Source organism: Aeromicrobium panaciterrae, from assembly GCF_031457275.1.
Classification (GTDB): Bacteria; Actinomycetota; Actinomycetes; order Propionibacteriales; family Nocardioidaceae; genus Aeromicrobium; species Aeromicrobium panaciterrae_A.
Map to the genome: position 1 here is coordinate 679,139 of NZ_JAVDWH010000001.1, position 23,090 is coordinate 702,228.

The 23,090-nt window shown below is 63.7% G+C and carries 28 protein-coding genes and 2 tRNA genes; 18 read left to right on the forward strand and 12 right to left on the reverse strand.

The genetic code is table 11. The features are described from left to right. Positions 1-72: 72 nt before the first annotated feature. The 3 genes from purF (at position 73) to J2X11_RS03410 (ending at position 2,880) form a co-directional block, all read left to right on the forward strand. Positions 73-1,560, forward strand: coding sequence for an amidophosphoribosyltransferase (gene purF / locus J2X11_RS03400; RefSeq protein ID WP_309966790.1), 1,488 nt, complete (start codon positions 73-75; stop codon positions 1,558-1,560). Beyond that, positions 1,560-2,603 carry a phosphoribosylformylglycinamidine cyclo-ligase gene (gene purM, locus J2X11_RS03405; protein ID WP_309966793.1) on the forward strand — a complete coding sequence of 348 codons (1,044 nt, stop codon included), beginning with the start codon at positions 1,560-1,562 and terminating at the stop codon, positions 2,601-2,603. The genes purF and purM overlap by 1 nt, the downstream gene beginning before the upstream one ends. A gap of 103 nt (positions 2,604-2,706) precedes the next feature. After that, positions 2,707-2,880, forward strand: a complete 174-nt coding sequence (locus tag J2X11_RS03410; RefSeq protein WP_309966794.1) for a DUF3073 domain-containing protein — start codon at positions 2,707-2,709, stop codon at positions 2,878-2,880. 50 nt (positions 2,881-2,930) lie between these two features. Here J2X11_RS03410 and J2X11_RS03415 read toward each other — a convergent pair whose 3' ends face one another. Further along, entirely contained in the window at positions 2,931-4,019 is a 1,089-nt protein-coding gene (locus J2X11_RS03415; protein ID WP_309966795.1) for a Glu/Leu/Phe/Val dehydrogenase dimerization domain-containing protein, read from the reverse strand. A gap of 119 nt (positions 4,020-4,138) precedes the next feature. On the opposite strand from J2X11_RS03415, the gene J2X11_RS03420 reads away from it, so the two are divergent. Further along, a complete protein-coding gene (locus J2X11_RS03420; RefSeq protein WP_309966796.1) occupies positions 4,139-4,459 on the forward strand; it encodes a DUF2834 domain-containing protein in 321 nt (106 codons plus the stop codon). Here the strand turns inward: J2X11_RS03420 and J2X11_RS03425 are convergent. Together J2X11_RS03425 and J2X11_RS03430 are read right to left on the reverse strand one after the other, a co-directional pair. After that, the gene (locus J2X11_RS03425; RefSeq protein WP_309966797.1) at positions 4,456-5,256 is read right to left on the reverse strand and encodes an SDR family NAD(P)-dependent oxidoreductase; all 801 of its coding nucleotides are present in this window, start codon (positions 5,254-5,256) and stop codon (positions 4,456-4,458) included. The two genes, J2X11_RS03420 and J2X11_RS03425, sit on opposite strands and share 4 nt — an antisense overlap. Beyond that, complete coding sequence (locus tag J2X11_RS03430; protein ID WP_309966798.1) at positions 5,253-5,864, reverse strand: TetR/AcrR family transcriptional regulator; 612 nt, start codon at positions 5,862-5,864, stop codon at positions 5,253-5,255. The genes J2X11_RS03425 and J2X11_RS03430 overlap by 4 nt, the downstream gene beginning before the upstream one ends. A 74-nt stretch (positions 5,865-5,938) precedes the next feature. Here J2X11_RS03430 and J2X11_RS03435 point away from each other — a divergent pair, with 74 nt between their 5' ends. The 3 genes from J2X11_RS03435 to J2X11_RS03445 are packed head-to-tail and all read left to right on the forward strand — an operon-like array spanning position 5,939 to position 7,918. Continuing rightward, positions 5,939-6,838 carry a sterol desaturase family protein gene (locus J2X11_RS03435; protein WP_309966799.1) on the forward strand — a complete coding sequence of 300 codons (900 nt, stop codon included), beginning with the start codon at positions 5,939-5,941 and terminating at the stop codon, positions 6,836-6,838. Further along, the gene (locus J2X11_RS03440) at positions 6,835-7,413 is read left to right on the forward strand and encodes a hypothetical protein (RefSeq protein ID WP_309966800.1); all 579 of its coding nucleotides are present in this window, start codon (positions 6,835-6,837) and stop codon (positions 7,411-7,413) included. Before J2X11_RS03435 ends, J2X11_RS03440 begins: the two co-directional genes overlap by 4 nt. Then, a complete protein-coding gene (locus J2X11_RS03445) occupies positions 7,376-7,918 on the forward strand; it encodes a dihydrofolate reductase family protein (RefSeq protein WP_309966802.1) in 543 nt (180 codons plus the stop codon). Before J2X11_RS03440 ends, J2X11_RS03445 begins: the two co-directional genes overlap by 38 nt. On the opposite strand, the gene J2X11_RS03450 is transcribed toward J2X11_RS03445, so the two are convergent. Continuing rightward, positions 7,915-8,670, reverse strand: coding sequence for an SDR family oxidoreductase (locus J2X11_RS03450; protein ID WP_309966803.1), 756 nt, complete (start codon positions 8,668-8,670; stop codon positions 7,915-7,917). The two genes, J2X11_RS03445 and J2X11_RS03450, sit on opposite strands and share 4 nt — an antisense overlap. Positions 8,671-8,679: 9 nt before the next feature. Further along, positions 8,680-9,021: an ArsR/SmtB family transcription factor gene (locus J2X11_RS03455; protein WP_309966804.1), complete on the reverse strand. Its 342-nt coding sequence runs from the start codon at positions 9,019-9,021 to the stop codon at positions 8,680-8,682. Positions 9,022-9,111: 90 nt separating this feature from the next. Here J2X11_RS03455 and J2X11_RS03460 point away from each other — a divergent pair, with 90 nt between their 5' ends. After that, the gene (locus tag J2X11_RS03460; protein ID WP_309966805.1) at positions 9,112-9,768 is read left to right on the forward strand and encodes an MIP/aquaporin family protein; all 657 of its coding nucleotides are present in this window, start codon (positions 9,112-9,114) and stop codon (positions 9,766-9,768) included. Then, a complete protein-coding gene (locus J2X11_RS03465; RefSeq protein WP_309966806.1) occupies positions 9,765-10,154 on the forward strand; it encodes an arsenate reductase ArsC in 390 nt (129 codons plus the stop codon). Before J2X11_RS03460 ends, J2X11_RS03465 begins: the two co-directional genes overlap by 4 nt. Here J2X11_RS03465 and J2X11_RS03470 read toward each other — a convergent pair. The 4 genes from J2X11_RS03470 to J2X11_RS03485 form a co-directional block, all read right to left on the reverse strand. Beyond that, on the reverse strand, positions 10,151-10,699 hold the full coding sequence (locus J2X11_RS03470) for a carboxymuconolactone decarboxylase family protein (protein WP_309966807.1): 549 nt from the start codon (positions 10,697-10,699) through the stop codon (positions 10,151-10,153). The two genes, J2X11_RS03465 and J2X11_RS03470, sit on opposite strands and share 4 nt — an antisense overlap. Beyond that, on the reverse strand, positions 10,696-11,553 hold the full coding sequence (locus J2X11_RS03475; protein WP_309966809.1) for an SDR family oxidoreductase: 858 nt from the start codon (positions 11,551-11,553) through the stop codon (positions 10,696-10,698). The genes J2X11_RS03470 and J2X11_RS03475 overlap by 4 nt, the downstream gene beginning before the upstream one ends. Before the next feature lie 161 nt (positions 11,554-11,714). Next, positions 11,715-11,788: transfer RNA gene (locus J2X11_RS03480), tRNA-Phe, on the reverse strand. Positions 11,789-11,911: 123 nt separating this feature from the next. Beyond that, positions 11,912-11,988, reverse strand: a tRNA-Asp gene (locus J2X11_RS03485). A gap of 176 nt (positions 11,989-12,164) precedes the next feature. On the opposite strand from J2X11_RS03485, the gene J2X11_RS03490 reads away from it, so the two are divergent. The 6 genes from J2X11_RS03490 (at position 12,165) to J2X11_RS03515 (ending at position 16,321) form a co-directional block, all read left to right on the forward strand. Beyond that, positions 12,165-12,674: a cysteine dioxygenase gene (locus tag J2X11_RS03490; RefSeq protein ID WP_309966811.1), complete on the forward strand. Its 510-nt coding sequence runs from the start codon at positions 12,165-12,167 to the stop codon at positions 12,672-12,674. 11 nt (positions 12,675-12,685) lie between these two features. Next, positions 12,686-13,108, forward strand: coding sequence for a rhodanese-like domain-containing protein (locus J2X11_RS03495; protein ID WP_309966812.1), 423 nt, complete (start codon positions 12,686-12,688; stop codon positions 13,106-13,108). Positions 13,109-13,219: 111 nt separating this feature from the next. Further along, positions 13,220-14,032 (forward strand): ABC transporter ATP-binding protein, encoded by an 813-nt coding sequence (locus J2X11_RS03500; protein ID WP_309966814.1) that lies wholly within the window; start codon positions 13,220-13,222, stop codon positions 14,030-14,032. Next, a complete protein-coding gene (locus J2X11_RS03505) occupies positions 14,029-14,715 on the forward strand; it encodes an ABC transporter permease (protein ID WP_309966816.1) in 687 nt (228 codons plus the stop codon). Before J2X11_RS03500 ends, J2X11_RS03505 begins: the two co-directional genes overlap by 4 nt. Continuing rightward, positions 14,712-15,392 carry an ABC transporter permease gene (locus tag J2X11_RS03510; RefSeq protein WP_309966818.1) on the forward strand — a complete coding sequence of 227 codons (681 nt, stop codon included), beginning with the start codon at positions 14,712-14,714 and terminating at the stop codon, positions 15,390-15,392. Before J2X11_RS03505 ends, J2X11_RS03510 begins: the two co-directional genes overlap by 4 nt. A gap of 23 nt (positions 15,393-15,415) precedes the next feature. Further along, positions 15,416-16,321 carry an ABC transporter substrate-binding protein gene (locus tag J2X11_RS03515; RefSeq protein WP_309966820.1) on the forward strand — a complete coding sequence of 302 codons (906 nt, stop codon included), beginning with the start codon at positions 15,416-15,418 and terminating at the stop codon, positions 16,319-16,321. Between the two features lie 70 nt (positions 16,322-16,391). On the opposite strand, the gene J2X11_RS03520 is transcribed toward J2X11_RS03515, so the two are convergent. Next, positions 16,392-18,521, reverse strand: coding sequence for an MMPL family transporter (locus tag J2X11_RS03520; RefSeq protein WP_309966823.1), 2,130 nt, complete (start codon positions 18,519-18,521; stop codon positions 16,392-16,394). Further along, positions 18,521-19,060, reverse strand: coding sequence for a TetR/AcrR family transcriptional regulator (locus tag J2X11_RS03525; protein ID WP_309966825.1), 540 nt, complete (start codon positions 19,058-19,060; stop codon positions 18,521-18,523). The genes J2X11_RS03520 and J2X11_RS03525 overlap by 1 nt, the downstream gene beginning before the upstream one ends. A gap of 121 nt (positions 19,061-19,181) precedes the next feature. On the opposite strand from J2X11_RS03525, the gene J2X11_RS03530 reads away from it, so the two are divergent. Further along, positions 19,182-19,766, forward strand: a complete 585-nt coding sequence (locus tag J2X11_RS03530; RefSeq protein ID WP_309966827.1) for a hypothetical protein — start codon at positions 19,182-19,184, stop codon at positions 19,764-19,766. On the opposite strand, the gene J2X11_RS03535 is transcribed toward J2X11_RS03530, so the two are convergent. After that, positions 19,763-20,350 (reverse strand): hypothetical protein, encoded by a 588-nt coding sequence (locus J2X11_RS03535; protein ID WP_309966829.1) that lies wholly within the window; start codon positions 20,348-20,350, stop codon positions 19,763-19,765. The two genes, J2X11_RS03530 and J2X11_RS03535, sit on opposite strands and share 4 nt — an antisense overlap. Positions 20,351-20,517: 167 nt before the next feature. On the opposite strand from J2X11_RS03535, the gene J2X11_RS03540 reads away from it, so the two are divergent. Both J2X11_RS03540 and J2X11_RS03545 read left to right on the forward strand, forming a co-directional pair. Next, a complete protein-coding gene (locus J2X11_RS03540) occupies positions 20,518-21,531 on the forward strand; it encodes an iron ABC transporter substrate-binding protein (RefSeq protein ID WP_309966831.1) in 1,014 nt (337 codons plus the stop codon). Between the two features lie 74 nt (positions 21,532-21,605). Next, positions 21,606-23,087: an ABC transporter permease gene (locus J2X11_RS03545; protein ID WP_309966833.1), complete on the forward strand. Its 1,482-nt coding sequence runs from the start codon at positions 21,606-21,608 to the stop codon at positions 23,085-23,087. Positions 23,088-23,090 lie beyond the last annotated feature (3 nt).

Genomic DNA, 23,090 nt, shown 5'->3' on the forward strand with positions numbered 1-23,090 from the left:
ATGCTTCGCGGAGTGTCCGCGGGATGCGCGGCAAGTGGGTCTTGAGGCGGGGTTGCCCGTACACTTGAGCACGTGCCCCGCGGAGATGGACGCCTCACCCACGACATCGATCCCCAGGACGCCGGACCCCAGGATGCCTGTGGCGTCTTCGGCGTCTGGGCTCCCGGTGAAGAGGTCGCCAAGCTGACCTATTTCGGCCTGTACGCCTTGCAGCACCGAGGGCAGGAATCTGCCGGCATCGCGGTGAGCAATGGAAAGCAGATCCTGGTCTACAAGGACATGGGGCTCGTCTCCCAGGTGTTCGACGAGTCGACGCTCGATTCGCTCAAGGGCGAGCTCGCGATCGGCCACGCTCGCTACTCCACGACCGGCTCCAGCGTGTGGCACAACGCGCAGCCGACGTTCCGTCCGACCGCTCAGGGCTCGGTCGCCCTCGGCCACAACGGCAACCTCACCAACACGGCCGAACTGATCGAGATGGTGCGCCAGCGCGAAGGTCTTGCGGGCGGCGCCAGCAAGGGCGAGACCGCGACCAGCGACACCTCGGTCATGGCCACGCTCCTCTCCTCCTTCCCCGATCGCTCGGTAGAAGAAGCAGCGCTCGAGGTGCTGCCCAAACTTCGCGGTGCCTTCTCCCTCGTCTTCATGGACGAGAACACGCTCTACGCAGCGCGTGATGCCCAGGGCATCCGCCCCCTCGTGCTCGGTCGTCTCGAGCGCGGTTGGGTCGTTGCCAGCGAGACCGCCGCTCTCGACATCGTCGGCGCCTCCTACATCCGTGAGATCGAGCCCGGTGAGTTCATCGCGATCGACGAGAACGGACTGCGCAGCGAACGCTTCGCCAAGGCCGAGCCCAAGGGCTGCCTCTTCGAGTTCGTCTACCTCGCCCGTCCTGACACCACGATTTCTGACCAGCGCGTCTTCTCGGTCCGTGCCGAGATCGGCCGCCGGCTGGCTCGCGAGTTCCCCGTCGATGCGGACTTGGTCATCCCGGTGCCTGAGTCCGGTACGCCTGCCGCAATTGGCTACGCCGAGGAGTCGGGCATTCCGTTCGGTCACGGTCTGGTCAAGAACTCGTACGTCGGCCGCACGTTCATTCAGCCGTCGCAGACGCTGCGTCAGCTCGGCATTCGACTCAAGCTCAACCCGCTGCGCGATGTGATCGCCGGCAAGCGACTCGTCGTCGTCGATGACTCGATCGTCCGCGGCAACACTCAGCGCGCACTCGTACGCATGCTGCGCGAGTTCGGAGCTGCCGAGGTGCACGTACGCATCTCGTCGCCGCCGGTGAAGTGGCCGTGCTTCTACGGCATCGACTTCGCGTCTCGTGCCGAGCTCATCGCCAACGGCATCTCGGTCGACGAGATCCGCAAGTCGATCGGTGCCGACTCGCTTGCGTACATCTCGCTCGACCAGCTCGTCGAAGCGACCAACGTCAAAAAGGACAACCTCTGCCGCGCCTGCTTCGACGGCATCTACCCCGTCGCGCTGCCGGAGGACGACCTGATCGGCAAGCACCTGCTCGAGGTGCAGGAAACCCTGCCCCTCGAGGTCATCTGATGACGTCTTACGCCAGCGCCGGAGTTTCCATCGCCGAAGGCGACCGCGCCGTCGAGCTGATGAAGGAGTGGGTCGAGAAGGCCCGCCGCCCCGAGGTTGTCGGCGGCATCGGCGGATTCGCTGGCCTCTTCGATGCGTCGGCGCTGAAGTCGTACGACAAGCCGTTGCTCGCGACCTCGGCCGACGGTGTCGGCACCAAGGTGCAGATCGCCCAGCGCATGGACAAGCACGACACGATCGGTTTCGACCTCGTCGGCATGCTGGTCGACGACCTTGTCGTATGTGGCGCCGAACCGTTGTTCATGACTGACTACATCGCTTGCGGCAAGGTCGTGCCCGAGCGCATCGCCGACATCGTCAAGGGCATTGCTCAGGCATGTGCCGAGAGTGGCACCGCATTGCTCGGCGGCGAGACCGCTGAGCACCCAGGACTCCTCTCGCCCGACGAGTACGACATCGCCGGCTCCACCACTGGTGTGGTCGAGGCCGACAAGCTCCTCGGCGCTGAGCTCGTACGCCCCGGCGACGTCGTCATCGGCATGGCTTCGAGCGGGCTCCACTCCAACGGCTACTCGCTCGTTCGCCACGTCTTCTTCGACAAAGCTGGCTGGGAGCTCGACCGCGAGGTGCCCGAGCTCGGAGGCACGCTCGGCGAAGAACTGCTGACGCCGACCAAGCTCTACACACTGCCGTGCCTGGCGCTTGCCGCCGAGCTCGAGGTGCACGCGATGTCGCACATCACCGGCGGCGGGCTCGCAGCCAACCTCGCTCGCGTGCTGCCCGACACGGTCTCCGTACGCTTCGACCGCTCCTCCTGGACACCCCAACCGATCTTCGGCCTGGTCGGCGAAGTCGGCGGAGTGGCGCAGGCTGATCTCGATCTCGCGCTCAACATGGGCGTCGGCATGGTCGCGATCGTCGCCCCTGACGCAGCCGATGCATCCATTCAATTGCTCGCTGACCGGGGCGTTGACGCTTGGATTGCAGGCGATGTGTCCGAGGCAGGCATCCATGGCGACGGCGGCACCGTAAACCTCGTTTAACACTGAGGCACGCGGGTGGGGGCCGATGCCGGGATTGTTTAAGGACTTAGGTAGGCTTGTCAGCACGACAAACTGACTATTTTTCTGCGAGGGGGTCGGACCCATGGGGCGCGGCCGAGCTAAAGCCAAACAGACCAAAGTTGCGCGCGACTTGAAGTACCGCACACCAGAGACGGACTTCAACAATCTGCAGCGCGAGCTCCACGGCGAATCGGGCGAACCGATTCCGGCGCAGTATGTCGACATGGTCGAACGAGAAGACCCGGCAGCTTCTTAAAGCCACCGGGTCGTTCCCAAACGATCTTGCCTAGCTTCGCAGCGCGGCGCCTAGGACTTAGGCAGCCACACCGAACGCAGTCGGCCTACTTCGCGCATGCGCTGTTCCGCCACGCGATCGGCAGCCACCGCCGGTGTCACGCCTTCGCTCTTGGCGTGCTCAAGCACGCTAAGCGTCGTGTCGTAGATCTTCGCTGCCCGCACCTTGGCGCGGTCGAAGTTGAAGCCTTCGAGCTCGTCGGCGACCTGTACGAGACCGCCTGCGTTGACGCAGTAGTCGGGCGCGTACGTGATGCCGTGCTCTTCGAGCAGTTTGTCGATGCCTTCGTGGGCGAGCTGGTTGTTGGCAGCACCGCAGACGATCTTGGCCGACAGGACACCCACGACTTCGTCGTCGAGTGCGCCGCCCAGCGCGCACGGTGCGTAGATGTCGAGCGGCTCCCGGACGAGCGCTGCCGTGTCGGCGACGACCCGGATCTCGGGGTGCTTCTCCTTGAGCGCTTCGACGGCGGGTGCGTAGACGTCGGTGACGACGACATTCGCCTTCTCCTCGAGAAGCAGCCCAACGAGGTGACGGCCAACCTTGCCGACGCCGGCCACGCCGACGGTCTTGCCGGCGAGCGAAGCGTCGCCCCATACGTGGAACGCGCTCGCGCGCATGCCCTGGTAGACACCGAAGGCGGTGAGGACCGACGAGTCACCGGCACCGCCGTGCTCGACAGTTCGACCGGTCACGAAGTCGCACTCGCGGGCGATGATGTCCATGTCGGGGCTGAACGTGCCGACGTCGCACGCCGTGTAATAGCGGCCGTTGATCGACTGCACGAAGCGTCCGTACGCGCGCAGCAGGGCCTCAGACTTGAGGGTGTTCGGGTCACCAATGATGACGGCCTTGCCGCCACCGAGATCGAGACCCGCGAGAGCCGCCTTGTAGGCCATGCCCTGCGAAAGATTGAGGACGTCGGCGAGAGCTTCCTGCTCTGAGCCGTACGGATAGAAGCGCGTTCCGCCGAGCGCTGGGCCCAGGGCGGTGGAGTAGATCGCGATGATGGCCTTGAGGCCGGATGCTTCGTCGTGGCAGAACACGACTTGCTCGTGCTCGGTGCCAAAGGCTGACGGTGGGGTGCTGGAGTCGGTCACGGTAGTGCTCTCTTGTAGAAGTGGCGAATGTGCGTTGGTGGGCACATCCATCGTTCGAACCACGGGGTGGTGTGGTTCGAAACACATTCTACGCGTGTTCCAAGCCCTACATTGACCCCATGACTGAGCGAACCTTCAAGGCCGGACTTCTCGGCATCGCAGCCCTTTTCATCGTGTTGTTCGTCGTGATCCTGGCGCCTGAGGTCAAGGACCTCACCTTCGGTGACGCGATCGACGACATGTTCGGAACTCCCGTCGCCTCGGGCGTCGCCACCGACATCCTGCTGACGTACGCAGCGCTCTTCCTGTGGGTCGTCTACGAAGCGGTGACCAAGAAGGTGCGTCGCGGATGGATTGCCCTCCTGCTCGGCGCAGTCGGCGTGGCCGTCGCGCTGCCGGCGTACCTGATCATCCGGATGAATCAGGTCAAAGAGTCCTAGTCCTTGACGCGTTTGGCCAGTGACTTGTCCATGCGCCGAAAGAGCGGCTGAGATGCCTTGGTGACAACGCCCGGGAGTGCGGCCATGCCGAGCTCGCCCATCGTGCCGGCGAAGCTGGTGACTCGTGTCGGTTTGTCGACAATTGCCTTGACGAGCCAGTTGGCCGCCTTGTTGGCGCTCAACATCGGCATGGCCTGATAGATGTGCGTGGCCGTCGACATCTCGGTGCGGACCATGGGGAAGTAGACGACGGTTGACGTGATGCCCTTGTGGCCGAGCTCAGCGGTCAGCGACCGGGTGAACGACTCGAGGGCCGCCTTGCTGGCGAGGTAAGCGGAGAACAACGGGATCGGAACCTGTGTCGACATGCTCGACGAGATGACAACGTGTCCGTGGCCCTGCTCCACGAAACGGGGCACCAAGGCGAGTGTCAGCCTGACGGCGCCAAAGTAATTGATCGCCATCGTGCGCTCGTAGTCGTGGGCGCGATCGACCGAGTCGAGAATCGGTCGGCGAATCGAGCGGCCCGCGTTGTTGATCAGTCCGTCGATCCGCGGATGCTCGGCGAGCAGCTGCTTGGCGACGGTGTCTGCAGCGTCAGGATCCGAAAGGTCGACCGCGTACGTATGAGCCACGCCGCCCTCAGCCTCGATGCTCTCGCGAACCTCGGCGAGCTGATCCTCCCGCCTGGCCAGCAGGCATACGGTCGCACCAAGGCGGGCGAGCTTCCGCGCGGCTTCGGCGCCGATACCGCTCGACGAGCCGGTGATGACGACGGTCTGACCTGCAAGCTTCATTCGCTGTCCCCAAAGAGTGCGGCGAGCAGTCGCATACAGCGCTGCATCATCTGCTCAGCTGTTTCAGTTGGATGGTCGAGCCACCAGTCCATCAGCGAATCCACGATGCCGAGCCAGACGGTGGTCATCGCGGAGATATCGAGCTCATCGGTATTGCCGGCGAGTGTCATGAGCTCGGCAACGCCTTCCTCGGCGAGTTTGCCGATGCGGTCGGCGTACAAGGCGACGGAGTCTGCGATCGGGCCGGTGCTAGGCGCCGTCGGATCGAAGAACAGGCGCCACAAGTAGGGCTGGGGCTCAAGAAGTGTGAACATGCCGCCGAGAGTCTGCATACCGCGCTCGATACCGACGGCGTCGCCGCGGGCGATCCGCTCGATCTCCTCGGCCACGATCGCGCCGCCTCGGTCGAGGCATGCTTCGTACAGGCCCTCTTTGGAGCCGAAGTAGTTGTAGATCAGCGGCTTGGAGATGCCGGCCTTCTCGGCGATGGTGGCAACCGACGTGCCGGCGAACCCGTCCGTACCGAATTGTGCGGAGGCGATCTCAAGGATCTGACTCTCGCGGTCGAGGCGGGGGACACCCTTGGTGCCTGCATTCGGTCTGGCCACAAAAAGAGTCTAGCGGCATTGTATGAACTTGTGGTAACTTACCCACGAGTCATATACCGCGAGAGAGTGAATCAATGAACGAACTGCTTGACCCACTCAAGAATCCGACGATCGTCGCAGCGCCGTTCTTCGTGCTGACCCTGCTCATCGAGCTCGCCGCGTTCAAGTTCCTTGAGACCGATGACGAGGACTTGCGCGGCTACGAAGGCAAGGACGCCCGCACGAGCATCCTGATGGGCGTTGGTTCACTGGTGTCGAGTGCACTCTTCAAAGCCGGCACGCTGGTCGTGTTCGTCGCAGCGAGCGTCTACATCGCACCGTGGCACCTCCCGACCGACACCTGGTGGTACTGGGTCGCCTTGATCCTGGGCCTCGACCTGTCGTTCTATCTCAACCATCGCTTCGTCCATCGCGTACGCATCGGCTGGGCGGCGCACCAGGCACATCACTCGAGCGAGTACTTCAACTTCTCCACCGCGCTGCGTCAGAAGTGGAACCCGTGGGCCGATGCACTCTTCTGGCTGCCGTTCCCGCTGTTGGGCTTCGAGCCGTGGACGCTCTACATCGCGTTCTCGTTCAATTTGATCTATCAATTCTTCACCCACACCGAGCGCATCGGCTTCCTGTGGACGCCGATCGAGTTCGTCATGAACACCCCGTCGCACCACCGCGTGCATCACGGCAGCGATCCGGAGTACCTCGACAAGAACTACGCCGGCATTTTCATCATCTGGGACCGCATGTTCGGCACGTTCCAGAAGGAGCTTCACCGCCCGACGTACGGACTCACGGTGCCTGTCGACACCTACAACGTGCTGCGACTGCAGTACGGCGCGTTCGCTGAGCTGTTCCGCGACGTGCACAACGCGACCCGCTGGCGCGACAAGCTCGGCTACGTTTTCATGCCGCCGGGCTGGCACCCGGGCGAGAAGCGTTCGGAGGCCGAGCAGCCTCGCGAGATGTCCAACGCGTGAAGCGGTTCGCTCTGGTCGCCGGTGTCTCGGCGATCTTCCTGACGCTGTGCGATCAGCTGTTTCACGTTCGTACGGACACGCTCGTCTATCACTGGGATCCGCAGGTTCTTGGCCAGACGATCATCGTGCCGTTGACCTTCCTGCTGGCGACGGTCTCGATGCTCGACACGAGCCTGCGTGTCAACGGCGTAGCGCCACGCTCGACGAGCAGCAACGGGGTGATGGCGAGCCTCGCGATCGTCACCTCTGTGTACCTCATCTCGGGGTTTGTCGATCAGAAGTACTCCGTCGCGTACGCGTTGGCATTGCTCGCAACGTGGGCGATCCGAGTCGTACGTCGCGGCGAGCCCGCGATCGTCCTCGGCTCGGCAATCTTGATCGCGGTCGGCGGCGTGCTCGGCGAGGCGGCGCTGTCAGCAGTCGGCGAGTTCAGCTATCTGCAGCCAGACGTGATTGGGGTGCCGTGGTGGCTGTTCCCGCTCTACTTGCACGGCGCACTGGCCGCCCGTGACGTCGCTTCGACGGTAGTTTTACGACATGAGACCTCTCCGGTACTCCATCAACCTCTCCCTTGACGGGTGCTGTGATCACACGGCACTCTCGCCGACCGAGGACATGCACCGGTTCGCCACCGAGATGATCGGTCGCGCCGATGCGCTGCTGTTCGGCCGCGTGACATACGAGCTGATGGAGGCTGGTTGGCGGGGGCCAACACCACCAGGCAGACCTGCCTGGATGGAGCCGTTCGCCAAGACCATCAACGAGGCCAAGAAGTACGTCGTGTCGAGCACTCTGGAGAGTGTCGACTGGAACTCGGAGCTCGTGCGCGGGGATCTCGCCGCATTTGTGCAGGACCTCAAGCAGCAGCCGGGCGACGCGATATACACCGGCGGCGTGACTCTCCCGATGGCGTTGGCGGAGCTCGGGCTGATCGATCAGTACGAGTTCTTTGTGCAGCCCGAGCTCGCGGGCCATGGTCGAAGGTTCTTTGAGGGGCTCGCTGAGCACGTTGAGTTGAAGCTCATCGGAAGCAAGGAGTACGAGTCGGGAGCGGTGGCACTGAGCTACGTACCTGCCTAAAGGCCGCGGATCAGCCCGCCGTCCACAGGGAGCATCGTGCCGGTGATGAAGCCAGCCGCGGGTGAGAGCAGGAAGGCAGCGGCTCGGCCGAACTCCTCGGGCTTGCCGTACCGGCGAAGTGGGATCGCGGCTTCGTTGGCTGCGCGTGCTGCAACTGGATCAGCGGCGAGGGCGTCGAGCTCACGTACGCGATCGGTGTCGACCCGCCCGGGCAAGAGGCCGTTGACGCGTATGCCGCGCGGCCCGAGCTCGTCTGCGAGTGTCTTGGCAGCCATCGCGAGGCCAGGTCGGAGCCCGTTGGAGATGGCGAGGTTGGCGACGGGCATCTTGGCTGAGGACGACAGAACGAACGCGATGGAGCCACCGTCCTCAAGCTCGGTCGCGATTGCGGTGGCCAGCCTGATGGAGCCGAGGAACACAGACTCGAATGCGCCCCGCCATTCATCCTCGGTGCGCTCCATCAGCAGTCCCGCTGGCGGGCCGCCGACGCTGATCAGCGCGCCGTCGAGGCCGCCGAACGTGTCGCGGGCAGCTGCAATCAGTCGTGCCGGGGTCTCGGGATCCGAGTTGTCCGACGCGACGCCTGTCGCATTGGCGCCGAGCTCGGCAACGGTACGGTCGACGGACTCCGGAGATCGCGAGGAGATGACGACCTTCGCGCCATCGGCGACCAGTACCTTGGCGGTGGCAAGGCCGAGCCCGCCGGTCGCTCCGGTGAGGATGTACGTACGGTCAGCGAGTCCGAGGTCCATGCCCCCACATTAGAGCTCGAGATCCGCCTTCAACGTGCGCAGCCCTTCGTCGGCAACGCGGTACCAAGCCCACGTGCCTCGGCGCTCGCGCGTCAACAGGCCAGCGTCGACGAGGATGCGCAGGTGGTGGCTGACGGTGGGCTGGGACAGTTTCACGGTGTCAGTGAGGTCGCATACGCACGCTTCGTCGCGACCGGCGCCGGCGACCAGGTGGAGCAGCTGCACGCGAGTGGGATCGGCGAGCGCCTTGAACCGGGCGGCCTTGGCTTCGGCATCCGTTGTCGAGAGTGCTGAGGGCAGGTCGCTGCAGCAGCTCACGTTCTCGACCACGGGCAACAGCTCGGTCTTCATCGCGCCTCCTGTATTGACAAACATCAATATAGCAGGGCACGCTTACATCGAACAACGTCGATGAAAGGACAGTGTCATGGGTGGCTGCGAATGCGGTTGTTGCTGAACTCGAGGAGGGCGGTCTTCGCCGAGTTCGTGGGGACCGCCATCCTCATCATGGCCGTCGTTGGTTCTGGCATTGCCGCCCAACGACTCACGGCTGACATCGGACTCCAGCTCCTGATCAACGCCGTTGCGACGGTGCTGGCCCTCGGTGTCCTCATTGCGCTGTTCCTGCCGATCAGTGGCGCCCATTTCAACCCGGTCGTGAGCGCCGTGATGCTTGTACGCCGAGACCTGTCCGTCGGTCTCGCTGGCGCGTACGTCGTCGCTCAGGTCGCCGGGGGCGCGCTCGGCACTCTGATCTCCCACGCGATGTACGACCGATCGCTGGTCTCGACCTTCGACGGTGATCGGTCCGAAGCGGGGCTGTGGCTCGGCGAGATCATCGCCACCGCGGGTCTCGTGCTGGTCGTCCTGCTGGCATCTCGCGAGGTCGTCGCCGTGGCTGTGCCGGCCTGGATCGGCGCGGCCTACTTCTTCACTTCGTCCACGTCCTTCGCAAACCCAGCCGTGACGATCGCTCGAGCACTCACGGACTCCTTCTCGGGGATCCGTTGGGAAGACGTCCCGTGGTTTGTGCTCGCACAACTGCTGGGGGGCGCCATCGCTATCGTTCTCGCACGATCACTCAAGGAGATGCCGTGAAACCAACGGTCTTGTTCGTATGCGTCCACAACGCTGGCCGCTCACAGATGGCTGCGGGCTTCTTGCAGCATCTGGGTGAGGGGCGCATCGAGGTACTGTCGGCAGGATCGCAGCCCGCGGATTCGGTCAACCCTGCGGCGGTTGAAGCGATGGCTGAAGTTGGCATCGACATAGCGACCGAGCAGCCGAAGCTCTTGACGGACAGTGCTGTCCAGACGGCCGACGTGGTGATCACGATGGGCTGCGGCGACGAGTGCCCGTTCTATCCCGGCAAGCGCTACGAGGACTGGGTGCTCGACGATCCGGCCGGTCAGGGTGTCGAGGCCGTACGGCCGATTCGCGACGAGATCAAGGGGCGAGTCGAGGCTTTGATCGCCTCGCTTTAACGCCTCTTGCGGGGCGGGTCGGGCTCGATCCGCAGGGTGTTGAGCGCCGTTGCGAGCATCTCGTAGTGGCCAGTCAGGAGCAGGAACTCGACGGAGCGTCGCTCGTCGAGATGCTCACGGAGCGCGGCCCAGCTGGCATCGCTGAGGTCCTTCTTGTCGTGGAGTTCGTCGACAGCGGTCAGCAGCGCAACCTCACGAGCATTCCAGTGCTTGTCAGTCGGGCCAACGGTGACAGCGGCGAGATCCTCCGGCGTCACGCCGGCCCGTGCGCCGATGCGCTCGTGGTGGGCGCGCTCGTACGCGCTACCGGCCAGGGTCGCGACGCGGAGGATGATCAGCTCGGTCTCGCGACGAGGCAGCTTGCCGCCCGGCATTAGACCGCCGGCAAACATCAGCCATCCCCAGAACAGCCGCTTGGTGCGGCCGAGCACCAGGAACACCTGCGGTGGCTCAGTACCCATCGATCTGCCAGCCAGCTTGCTGAACCCCTTGATGAACGGGCTCGTCTGGCGCCAGTTGCCTGATGTGATGCGAGGTTCGCTCATCGGATCGCCCGCGCCTTCTCGGCTTCGGGCAGAACCTTGTTGGCAACCTTGTTGAAGATGCGCATCGCCAGGGAGTAGCCCGGCGGGAAGGCGCGCTGCAGCGTGAAGGCCAGGAAGATGTCGGGCGACGTGTAGACCATGTAGCGGTTGCGCTTCACGCCCCGCAGGATCGCCCGGGCAGCATGGTTGGGCGTCACCGCACGTTTCTTGAAATGCGCCTGTGCCTTCTTGAATGCCTTGCCGGCCTTGTCGACGCCGGCAACCTCGATCGTCTCGGTCAGTCCTGTGTCGACGCCGCCTGGGCAGACCAGGCTGACCCGGATGCCATGACGTCGTAGATCGAAGCGCAGTACCTCGGAGACGCCGCGCAGGCCGAATTTGCTGGCCGAGTACGCCGCGTGCCACGGCATACCAATGAGTCCGGCAGCTGACGAGACGTTGACCAGGTGGCCGCCTCGACCGGCATCGACCATTGCAGGCACGAAGGCCTCGATGATGTGGATCGGGCCCATCAGGTTGACCTCGACCATGCTGCGCCAGTGCTTGTGCTCGAGCGCGGAGACAGTGCCCCAGGCCGAGATGCCGGCGACATTCATGACGACATCGACTGAACCGTGGGCGTCATGGACTTCCTGGGCGAATGCCATCACGGCGTCGACGTCGGTGATGTCGAGCGACTTCGCATACGCGACGTCTCCGCCAGCGGCCTTGATCGTCGCGATGGTCTCGTCGAGGGGGTTGATGTCGGTCAGCACGACTCGCGCGCCACGCTCGGCGGCGACCTCAGCGGTCGCACGGCCGATACCGCTGGCTGCGCCGGTGACGAGCACGAGCTTGCCGGAGATGTCAGTCATGGCTCGATCCTAAAGGAGATTCACCCAGAAGTCGTACGTATGTCCCAGTTTGCTATGGGACACCAGGCACACGGCCGCTCGACCCGGCCCTGGCTACAAAAACATGCGGGCCACGACGTTGTGTCGTGACCCGCATTCGGAGCCTGTGGCCCGCTGTTTTGTGGCCAGGGCCGGGGTCGAACCGGCGACCCTCCGCTTTTCAGGCGGATGCTCGTACCAACTGAGCTACCTGGCCGTGCCTTCCCCCGTAACGGCGGAGAGGGCGACGATCACCTTATCGCACTGACTTGACCCGTCAGAAATCGGATTGGGGCAAGAAAAACCCCGCATCTGGCATCAGATGCGGGGAGCTTCAAGGTGGCGACCCCGACCGGACTCGAACCGGCGACCTCCGCCGTGACAGGGCGGCGCGCTAACCAACTGCGCCACGGGGCCTCGTGGCAACTCCGCGAAGGAGCAGACGCAACTGTAACGCACCGGCGGTCGACGAAACAAAACGGGTTGGTGTCCCGTTGAAGGCCTGCCGTTACCTCATCACGACCACTTTTGTCGCAGACGTCCGAAGGGTGAACCGTTCCCACAGCACAGGCGGAAATGGCTTGTATGAAGGCATGACCGCACACGCCATTCCGTCCCCACTCTCACTTGCGCAGCTGGTGGAGTGGACGAGCTGTGTGGCTGAGGATGTTCGTGCCGGCCACTATGCCGTCGAGGCGGACGCCGACGAGCGGTGGCACGCACGCCTGCACCGCGACGACCAGATCGACATCTGGTTGATCAGCTGGACGACGGACCAAGGCACCCAACTGCACGACCACGGCGGCTCCTCGGGCGCCTTCACGGTCGTCAGCGGTGAACTGAGCGAGACGATCTGGACTCCCGGCGTCGAGAAGCTGGCCGAGACGCCTCGAACCGAGGGCGACACCGTCGTCTTCGGTGAGCACTACGTGCACGACGTGCGGAACATCGCTGCCGAAACAGCCGTGAGCGTGCACGCGTACTCGCCGCCCCTCTCGCTGATGAACTACTACGACACTGAGGGCAGCCAGCTCATCAAGCTCGCCTCGGTCTGGACCGACGATCCCGAAGAGCCCGCCCCGACACTGCACGCTGTGAAATGACGGAGCGTGCCATGACGTATGCGTCCGTCGACGAACTTCTCGAAGCATCGCGTGCCTCAATCGAACGCCTCGAACCGCACGAGGCGTCCGAGCGCGTTGCCTCTGGAGCGCTGATCGTTGACATACGACCTGAGTGGCAACGGGAATCAGATGGAGAGATTCCTGGTTCTGTCGTAGTTGAACGCAATCATCTGGAATGGCGTCTGCATCCCGAGTCAGGCGCGAGCCTGCCGTTCGCGCAGGCTGGTCAGGAGTGGATCGTGGTTTGCACCGAGGGCTACACCTCATCGTTGGCGGCATCAGCGCTCACATCGCTGGGGCTTCCGGCGAGTGACATCGCAGGCGGCATCCACGCCTGGCGTGACGCCGGGCTGCCCGTTGTGGCTGGTCCGACGGCTGTCGAGCATGTCGTCGCGGCGCCAACCTCGCCCTGAGATGACTGCCCATTCGCATTGCCGACTGACCAGACACGGGCAAGACTGTCCCGAGTCTGTTGATTGCCTACCAACGCCCCTGCCCACACTGTGCGTAACGCGGAGGACCGCATGATCGAATACCGCTCCATCAGCAAGACGTTCGCTGACGGGACGGAAGCGGTGAGCGACTTCAGCCTCGTTCTCCCTTCGCAGACCACGACCGTGTTCGTTGGCTCGTCCGGATGTGGCAAGACAACACTCCTTCGCATGGTCAACCGGATGGTTGAGCCGTCCGCAGGTCAGGTGCTGATCGACGACGTCGACATCGCGACCCGCAACCGCGTCCAGCTGCGCCGCAGCATCGGATACGTGATGCAGCACGCCGGCCTGCTCCCACATCGCAAGGTCATCGACAACGTCGGCGCAGTGCTGCGTCTCAATGGCGTCGACAAGAAGGAAGCGCGAGAGCGTTCGTACGCGGTGCTCGAGACAGTTGGCCTCGATGCGTCGGTCGCGACGAAGTACCCGACGCAGCTCTCCGGAGGTCAGCAGCAGCGCGTAGGTGTTGCTCGCGGTCTCGTGACCGATCCCAACATCCTGCTGATGGACGAGCCGTTCGGTGCCGTCGATCCGATCGTCCGCGACGAGCTGCAGCAGGAGCTCCTTCGGCTTCAGCGTGAGCTCGACAAGACGATCGTCTTCGTCACGCACGACATCGATGAAGCCTTCTTGCTTGGCGACCAGGTCGTCATCCTCAAGACGGGCGGCCACATCGCGCAGGTTGGTTCGCCCGCCGAAATCCTTGCCGAGCCAGCCAACGATTTCGTACGGAGCTTCGTGGGTCTCGACAAGGGGCACCGCAAACTGCACGTCGAGGACCGCGACGGCACGAGCATCGTCGTGGACGAGACGGGCAAAGTCACCGGAGTGCTCAACCCATGAAGTGGCTCAACGCCAACTGGGACAAGGTCATCGACCTGCTACTCGACCACCTGTGGTTGAGCGGCTTGCCGATCCTGCTCGGGTTCCTCATCGCATTGCCGATCGGCTGGTACGCCAATCGGCACCGCAGGCTCCGGGGCTTCATACTCAGCGTCAGCGGAATCCTCTACACCATCCCGTCGCTGGCGTTCTTCCTGATTTTGCCCAGCATCATTGGCACCGGCTTTTTGGATCCGATCAACGTCGTCGTGGCACTGACGGTCTATGCCGTCGCGATCATGGTGCGGTCATCGGCAGACGCGTTCGAGTCGGTGGCACCGGCGGTGCTTGATGCCGCAACGGCGTCGGGATTCTCGGCTGTGGGCAGGGCCTTCCGCGTCGAGCTTCCGCTGGCCGGTCCCGTCCTGCTCGCGGGTCTGCGTGTAGTCGCGGTGAGCACCGTGAGCCTTGTGAGCGTCGGGGCCTTGATCGGCGTCAGCAATCTCGGCTCGTTGTTCACCGAGGGCTACCGCACAGACAACAACCCTGAGATCTTGACCGGGGTCGTCGGGATCGTCGCCGTTGCACTCTTGTTCGACGCGCTGCTCGTGTTGGCCGGACGACTGTTGATGCCATGGGTGCGAGCCGCTCGGACTCCCACCCGCGCCCCGATCTCGGTGCGCTTGCGGAGTGGTCGCGCATGAGCGTTGTCAACGACACGATCGACTGGTTCTCGGACTCCGCGCACTGGTCGGGCGAAGACGGTGTTCCGCACCGTCTGGTTCAGCATCTCGGCTACACCGGACTCACCGTCGTCATCGCCGCGGCGATCGCAATTCCGATCGGTCTGTGGATCGGTCACACCGGACGCTTGCGCGGTCTCGCCGTCGTCTCTTCGGGTGTGCTCAGGGCCTTGCCGACGCTGGGTGTCCTGACGTACGCGTCGCTGTTCACCGGGATCGGCATCAAGGCGGCGATCTTCACGCTCGTGCTCCTCGCGATCCCACCTTTGCTCGCTGGCGCTTATGCAGGACTTGAGTCGGTGGATCGCCAGACGATCGACGCTGCCCGCGCGATCGGGATGACCGAGTGGCAAGTGCTCACCAAGGTCGAGGCGCCATTGGCCCTCCCTTTGATCGTCGGCGGCTTCCGCTCGGCCACGCTCCAGGTCGTCGCCACGGCGACGGTTGCCGCGTTCGTCCCCGGTCCTGGCGGACTCGGCCGCTACTTGATCGACGGCCTTGCCCTTTCCGACTACCCACGCGTTGTCGCAGGCTCTGTCGTGGTCATCGTTCTCGCGCTGATACTCGACGGAATCTTCGTCCTGATCCAGCGTGCCGTGCTCGGCTCCCGCCCAGCTCTCAGTCCCACCTCTGCTTAACCCAACCCCCACCAAGGAGAAAAATGTCCATCAAGAAACTCACCGTTGGCGCTGCAGTCGCTGCTCTGGGTCTTTCGCTTGCCGCGTGTGGCAGCGATCCGACCGACGGCGACAAGGCTGCGTCCGACTCGATCACGATCGGATCGGCGGCGTTCCCCGAGAACGAGATCATCGCTGAGATCTATGCGCAGGGTCTCGAGGCCAAGGGCATCAAGGTCACCAAGAAGCTCAACATCGGCGCCCGCGAGGCGTACATTCCGGCGCTCAAGAATGGCGAGATCGACTTGCTGCCTGAGTACTCCGGCAACCTGCTGTCCTACCTTGACCCCAAGGCGACTGCGACGTCGGAAGAAGACATCGAAGATGCTCTCGACGATGCCCTCCCCGACAACCTCGAGGTGCTTGACGCTGCGAAGGCAGAAGACAAGGACTCGCTCAATGTCACGCCCGAGTTCGCATCAGAGAACAGCGTGAAGACGATCGCTGACCTCAAGAATGTGAAGGGTCTGACGCTCGGCGCCAATCCGGAGTTCAAGGAGCGCGCTTACGGCATCCCCGGACTCGAAAAGGTCTACGGAATCACGGGCATCAAGTTCGTCCCGATCGGTGACGGCGGCGGTCCCAAGACGCTGAAGTCGCTGCTCGATGGTGACATCGATGTGGCTGACATCTACTCGACGACTCCGTCGATCCTCGCCAACAAGCTCGTGACCCTCGAGGATCCCGAGAACCTCATCGCCGCTCAGCAGGTCATCCCGCTGATCAACGATGACAAGGCAACGGACACGGTCGAGGACGTCCTGGACGCCATCTCGGCACAGCTCACCACTGCTGATCTGCTCGACCTCAACAGCAAGAACCAGGGCCCCGACAAGACGGCTCCCGCGGTTCTCGCCAAGGAATGGCTGACGGCAAAGGGCCTGATCTAAGGCTCACATCACGAACGGCCCGACCACAGCATGTATCTGGCTCGTGTCGGGCCGTTCGTGCGTTCCAGAACTAGACCTTCACGGGCTCGAGCTCATCCGGCTCGCCCTCGGAGAGGCCGATGCGGTCGTGCAGCTTGCGCAGCGGTTTCGGTGCCCACCAGTTGCGCTTGCCGAGCAGGGCCATCAGCGATGGAACCAACATCGCGCGGACAATGGTTGCGTCGATCAGGACTGCCGCAGCCGTACCGATACCGAGCTGCTTGATGAAGATGATCTCCGACGTCGCGAACGAGCCGAGAGCGACGGCGAACAGCAGCGCCGCCGCGGTGACGATGCGACCCGTACGTTGCAGGCCGAGTGCCACCGACTCGCGCTCTCCGGCACCGGCGTCGCGGGCTTCCTTGATACGCGTCAGCAGGAAAACCGCGTAGTCGGTGGAGAGGCCGAAGACGACCGCGAACAGGAACACCGGCTGCGTCGACTCGAGGGCGCCCTGACTTACGTAGTCGAGAGGTCCCTGGAATCGGCCTTCCTGAAAGATCAGCACCAAGATGCCGAACGTCGCGGTGATGGTCAGGACGTTCATGATCAGAGCCTTGATCGGGAGCACGACCGATCCAGTCATCAGGAACAGGGTGATGAACGTGACGATGACGAGGATCAGCATCGCGAGCGGAACGCCAGCCTTGATCGCGTGTACCTGGTCGACCTGCTCTGCGGCTGCACCACCCACCAACACGGGCTCAGGCGCCTTGAGCTCTCGGATCTCGGTCACAAGGTCGAGCGACTTCTCGTCCATCGTCGGGAACTTCGAGCTGACGTCGATCTGCCAGGTGTCGCCACCGCGGTAGCGGGGTTCACTGACGGCCGCTGCGCTGTCCAGTTCGCCCAGCTGGCTGGCGTACGCGGTGACTTCGGCAGTGTCTGACTCGGCGGCGGGCAAGGCGACGATGATCGGTAGGGACTCAGCGCCGACGAACTCGGTCCGCAGGGTCGTGTCGACCACGTGGGCCGACGCATCCTTCGGCAACACTGTCGCGTCGACGCCGGTGAACTTCACGCCGAGGAATGGTGATCCGAGCGCGAGCAGGATTGCCGTACCGGTCAGTGCGATCGCGATCGGGAAGCGCATGACGAACTTCGAAAGCTGGTACCAGAAGCCGTGCTTCTCGGCCGCGATCTCGGCAGCCTGTGCACGCTGCCAACGCTTGGGAGAGCCGGCGTTGACGCGGTGCTGCAGCACGGCGAACAGAGCGGGAAGCACGATGACTGACACAGCTGCGGCCATGAGCGCGACGATCGATACGCCGATGCCCATCGAGTAGAGGAAGCGCAGAGGGAACACCAGCAGTGCGAGTCCGGCGCCGGCGACGGTGACCGCCGAGAACACGACGGTACGACCTGCAGTGGCGATCGTACGGCGGATCGCCTCAGGTCCGGGCCCCGTACGTACGAGCTCTTCTCGATAGCGCGAGACGAGGAACAACGAATAGTCGATCGCGAGACCGAGTCCGAGACCGGTGATCAGGTTGAGCGCGAAGATCGAGATGTCGACGAACTCGTTGATGCCGCGGACCACCAGCAGTGAGCCAACGATCGTGATGCCGCCGACAAGGAGGGGCAGGAGTGCGGCGACAGCGGATCGGAACACCCACAGTGACACCAGGAACAGCAGTGGGAAGGCGATCAGCTCGGCCTTGACCAGATCGCTTTCGACCTGCTCATTGACCTGCTGGTAGGCCGGACCGAATCCGCCGATCGTGACGCCATCGACCTCGCCGAGTTCGTCGCGAAGGTGCTCGGTCGTGCTGTCGGGGTCGCCGTGCGACTTGTAGATCGCGACGACATACGTCTTGCTGCCGTCCTTGGAGACGAACGCGGGACCGGAGTCGGGTCCGCCAGCGACTTGGGCGACGTTCTTCTCGGACTTCAGGATCGAGAGCGTTTCGTCGAGTGCCGCGGTGTCCTTGGCGGGCATGACGGCGATGAGGTCCGGTGATGCCATCTCGCCTGAGGCCTTCTCGATCCGTTCGAGCGCCTTCGCGCTCTCGGCGCCGGTGTCGGAGAACGAGTCGTTGTCGCTGTTGAGCAGCGAGGCGACTGGGCCGCCCAGCGCTCCGGCAACAGCGAAGAAGAGCACGGTGATGGCGAGTACCCGTCGTGGATACGTGTTGGCGAGACGAGCGAGTGCAGCAAACATCAGTACTCCTTTACTACGGCGAGGGGGTCGCCGAACAGGTCTGTCAGGTCGAGTGAGGCAAGAACGGTGAGCAACATTCCGTGACCCATGAAGTCGCGGACTTCGTCAGCAGTGGCACCGCTCAACTCAGCGATGTCTTCCCAGATCTCGCGGTACGTGCGTTGGGCGACGTCCTTGATGGCCGGGTCGGATGCGGCTGCCCAGGTGTGAAGCTGGCAGCGCAGGGAGTTGACGTCTTCGTTCATGAAGCCGAGGTACGCCAGCGCCATTGCCTCGAGTGGGGAGGTTTCGGGGTCGCGCTGGTCGACAGCGTCACGGAAGGCTTGGCGCAGCTTTGCGGTGTGGTGCTCGATCACGGCGGCCATCAGGTCGTTCTTGGTTCCGAACAGCCGGAAGATGTACGGCTGGGAGACTCCGGCCCGATCTGCGATGACCTCGACGGAGGTGGCGTGCATACCTGCGCGGCCGTACTCCTCTTGAGCTGCCTCGAGGATCAGGATGCGGCGATCCGCTGCCTTCATACGCTTTCCGGTTGCCATGGAATTAAGTTAGTGACCACTCACAAACATGTCAAGAGTGTTCGATATGTGGGAATTCACCGGCGTCGAAGGCATCCACACGCCTACGATTCAGGCACTCCCACCACATGCAAGGAACACCATGCGTACTGCCAACCGGTCGCTTGTCCTCGTGCTCGCGTTCTTGGTCTCGGTCATCGCCGCCCCGGCCTACGCCTCCGATGACTCGCCAGGCTTGCTCAACACTGTCGAGAAGACGGTGGATGCGGTCGCGTCACCGGCTCAGTCGCCCGCTGTCGCGCCGAAGGTCGCCGGCCCGGTTGGACAACTGAGTTCAGTCGTCGATTCGACTTTTGGCGGGCATACCTCGCTGAGCGATCTTCCGTTGGTCTCAGGTGTGGACCAGGCCCTCACCGGCGGCGCGGTTAGCCCGACGGATCCGGGGTCTGAAGGTGGCTCCGACGGCGACGACTCGCTCTCCGAGTCCTCGACCTCAGGCAATGAACAGGTGGTTGCATCTCGACCGCTGACGTCCGTCTTGCAGCTCAACTCGTTCTCGGCGTCGGTCCCGGCAGCGGGTACGCCCTCTGCCGAGGGCGCTGAGCTCGGGGCGACATCGACACTTCCCGATGGCGGAAGTCCACTCACGCTCGCCTGGCTGGTGCTTTGCGCAGTCCTGACAACAGCCGGCATGGCCGTCATCAGGAGAACGCGTGCGTCGGCCTAGTTGACGGCCTTCAGGACGATTCGGTTTTCGGCCAGGTCCCAGAAGGTGTCGGCCCGCATCCATATGCGTCGGACGATGCCCGAGAGTGGGCCAGTGTGGGGAGAATTTGGGTGCGGCCTGGTCAGGCCGGATGCCTCGGCAGACAGGAGGCGTGAGGCGATGCGGCCACCGAGACGAGGACCCACCGCGACGGCAAGGTCACCAATCAACCGATGCTCAAGGGCCATCAGCTCCCTGAACTCGCTGCAGAGCTGAGCCCACACGCCAGCCCACGGCAAATGGACTGAGCGCGACTGACCGTAGAGGCGCCCCTTGGCCTGGGCGATGGCTCGCTCCAGACGACGGAGCTGATGCACATATTCCTTGACCCGCTGCTTGCCATCCGGAAGGCGCCTTCTTGCGGTCGGGAGGACAACTGCGCACACAGACGATACGTGCCGGCAGGCGTGGATGAGGAATGCGTCGGCCTTCTGAACAAGGTCGCCAGTCCTTGCCTTGCCGTAGGTCGAATGGGCGGAGGCATCGATCTCATCGGCAAATGTGCGGTGGGAATGCCGGACGATTTCTGGCAAGGAGTCATGCATGACGTACACCTCTTTGTGATCTTGTGAATCTCTTGCAGGTGGTTCGCCACGGCACATCGCCTGGTTTGGTCGCGGCGCTCTCGCGCCTAGATCCATCTCACACAGGGTTGGCTTGGAGGCACCCCCGGCGTTCTACTAAGGTTAGGCACACCTGACGCTTAGGAGAGATGTACGTGAGGCTCAAAACCCTTGCAATTGCAGTGGTCGCAGCATTGACCGTGCCCATGCTCACCGCATGTGGTGGTGACGACGCACCGTCGATTACGGTCTACAACGCTCAGCACGAAGAACTGCTCCAGGATCTCGCCCCAGCGTTCACCAAGAAGACCGGCATCAAGGTCAAGCTCCGCAATGGCAGTGATTTCGAGCTCGCCAACCAACTGGTGCAGGAGGGCAGCTCGTCGCCCGCCGACGTCTTCCTCACCGAGAACTCCCCGGCCATGTCGCTGGTTGAGAGCAAGGGCCTGTTCGCCAAGCTCGATGCTTCGACATTGGAACTGGTTCCCGCGCAGTACGAAGCCAAGAGCGGCCAGTGGATGGGATTCACTGCACGATCGACCGTGCTGGTCTACAACAAGGCCAAGGTCGACGAAGCAGACCTGCCCAAATCTCTCCTCGATCTCGCCGACCCGAGGTGGAAGGGCAAGGTCTCGTTCTCTCCGACCGGTGCCGACTTCCAGGCGATCGTCAGTGCCGTCCTTCAGCTCAAGGGTGAGAAGGCCACGAAGGCGTGGATCGAAGGCCTCAAGGCGAACGGCACGGTCTACCAGGGCAACAATGTCGTCCTCAAGGAAGTCAACGCCGGCACGATCGACGCCGGCGTGATCTACCACTACTACTGGTACCGCGACCAGGAGGAATCGGGCGAGAACAGCAATGACTCGGCCCTTCACTTCTTCGGCAACCAGGACCCTGGCGCCTTCCTCAGCGTCTCGGGTGCAGGAGTTCTCAAGGCGAGCAAGCACTCGGCCAACGCGCAGAAGTTCGTCGCCTTCCTCGCGAGCGAGGGAGGGCAGAAGGCCCTCGCGGCCAGCTATGCGCTCGAGTACCCGCTCAACCCGGCGGTTGACCTGGGCCGTGGCGTCAAGCCGCTGTCGGAGCTCGATCCGCCGGTCGTCGACCTTTCCGCGTTGAACGGTCCCGACGTCATCGCGATGCTCCAAGACGCCGGGTTCCTCTGATCGACACGCTCGTGGCAACTCGACGGCAGGGAAGGCGGAGCAGCGCTCCTCCCTCCCTTGTCGTCATTTCCGCCGTGGTGGCAGCGTTCGCCCTCATCCCGCTCGGCTACGTCATCGTCTACGCGGCCTCTCTCGGTGGCCAGGAAATGTGGGACCTGCTCGTACGCCCACGTATGGGCGAACTCCTCTGGAACACGTCGCGGCTCGTCGTTGGTGGCTGCCTGCTGAGCCTGGTGCTCGGCGTCGGCTGTGCGTGGGTCGTCGAACGTACGGACGTACCCGCCCGCAACCTGTGGCACGTGCTCGCGGCAGCGCCTCTCGCAATCCCGGCCTTCGTCAACAGCTATGGCTGGTCCTCGCTGACACCCGATGTTGAGGGCTACACCGGTGCGTTGGTGATCGTGACCCTCTCGTACTTCCCGCTCGTCTACCTGCCGACCGCTGCCACGCTTCGCGGACTCGACCCGGCCATGGAGGAAGTAGCCCGGTCGCTCGGCTTCGGACCCGGCTGGACCTTCGTTCGAGTCGTCCTCCCGCAGCTGCGACCCGCCATGATCGGCGGTGCTCTGTTGGTGGGGCTCCACATGCTGTCTGAGTTCGGTGCCCTTCAGATGCTCCGCTTCCCGACGTTCACGACCGCGATCTACGACCAATACAAGTCGTCGTTCAACAGCGCGGGCGCCAATGTCATCGCGGCCGTCCTCGTGTTGTGCTGCCTGGTGTTGCTGATGGCGGACCTGCGTCTGCGATCCAATCGTCGGCTCGCGCGCGTCGGCAGTGGTGCCAAGAGGGATGTCGTACCGGTGCGACTGGGCGCTCGCCGGGTCCCCGTACTCCTGATGCTGGTCGCGTTGTCGGCTGCGTCATTGGGCGTCCCGATTTACAGCCTGATCCATTGGCTCGTCGTCGGCTCGTCAACGGCTTTCCCGGTCGGCGAAATCCTCACTGCGGCAGGCACATCGATCGGGCTCGGCTTGGCCGCTGCAGTGATCACGGTGCTGATCGCCCTGCCAGTCGCATGGCTCTCGGTGCGCCACCGTACGAGGATCTCCACGTCGATCGAACGCAGTGCGTACACGGCCAATGCTCTTCCCGGCATCGTCGTCGCGCTCGCACTTGTCACGGTGTCGATCCGCTACGTGCCGGGCATCTATCAGACCTACCTGCTGCTGGTCGCCGCGTACGCGATCATGTTCCTCCCGCGAGCGTTGGTCAGCGTGCGGTCGGCGGCCGAGCAGTCTCCGCCCGTCTACGAAGACGTCGCGCACGGGCTGGGCATGGGTCGGATCGCGACTGCTCGTCGCGTCACCCTTCCGCTCATCGCACCGGGCATCGGCGCCGGTTGTGCGCTCGTCTTCCTCGCTGTGACGACCGAGCTCACGGCGACGCTGCTGCTGTCGCCGATTGGAACGACGACCCTCGCCACCGAGTTCTGGACCAGCTCCTCCTCGGTCGCCTACGGAGCTGCGGCGCCGTACGCACTGCTCATGGTGCTGATCTCCCTGCCCGCGACGTATCTGCTGGCTCGCCGCCCAGCCTTGGGGGTGGGGGCATGAGCG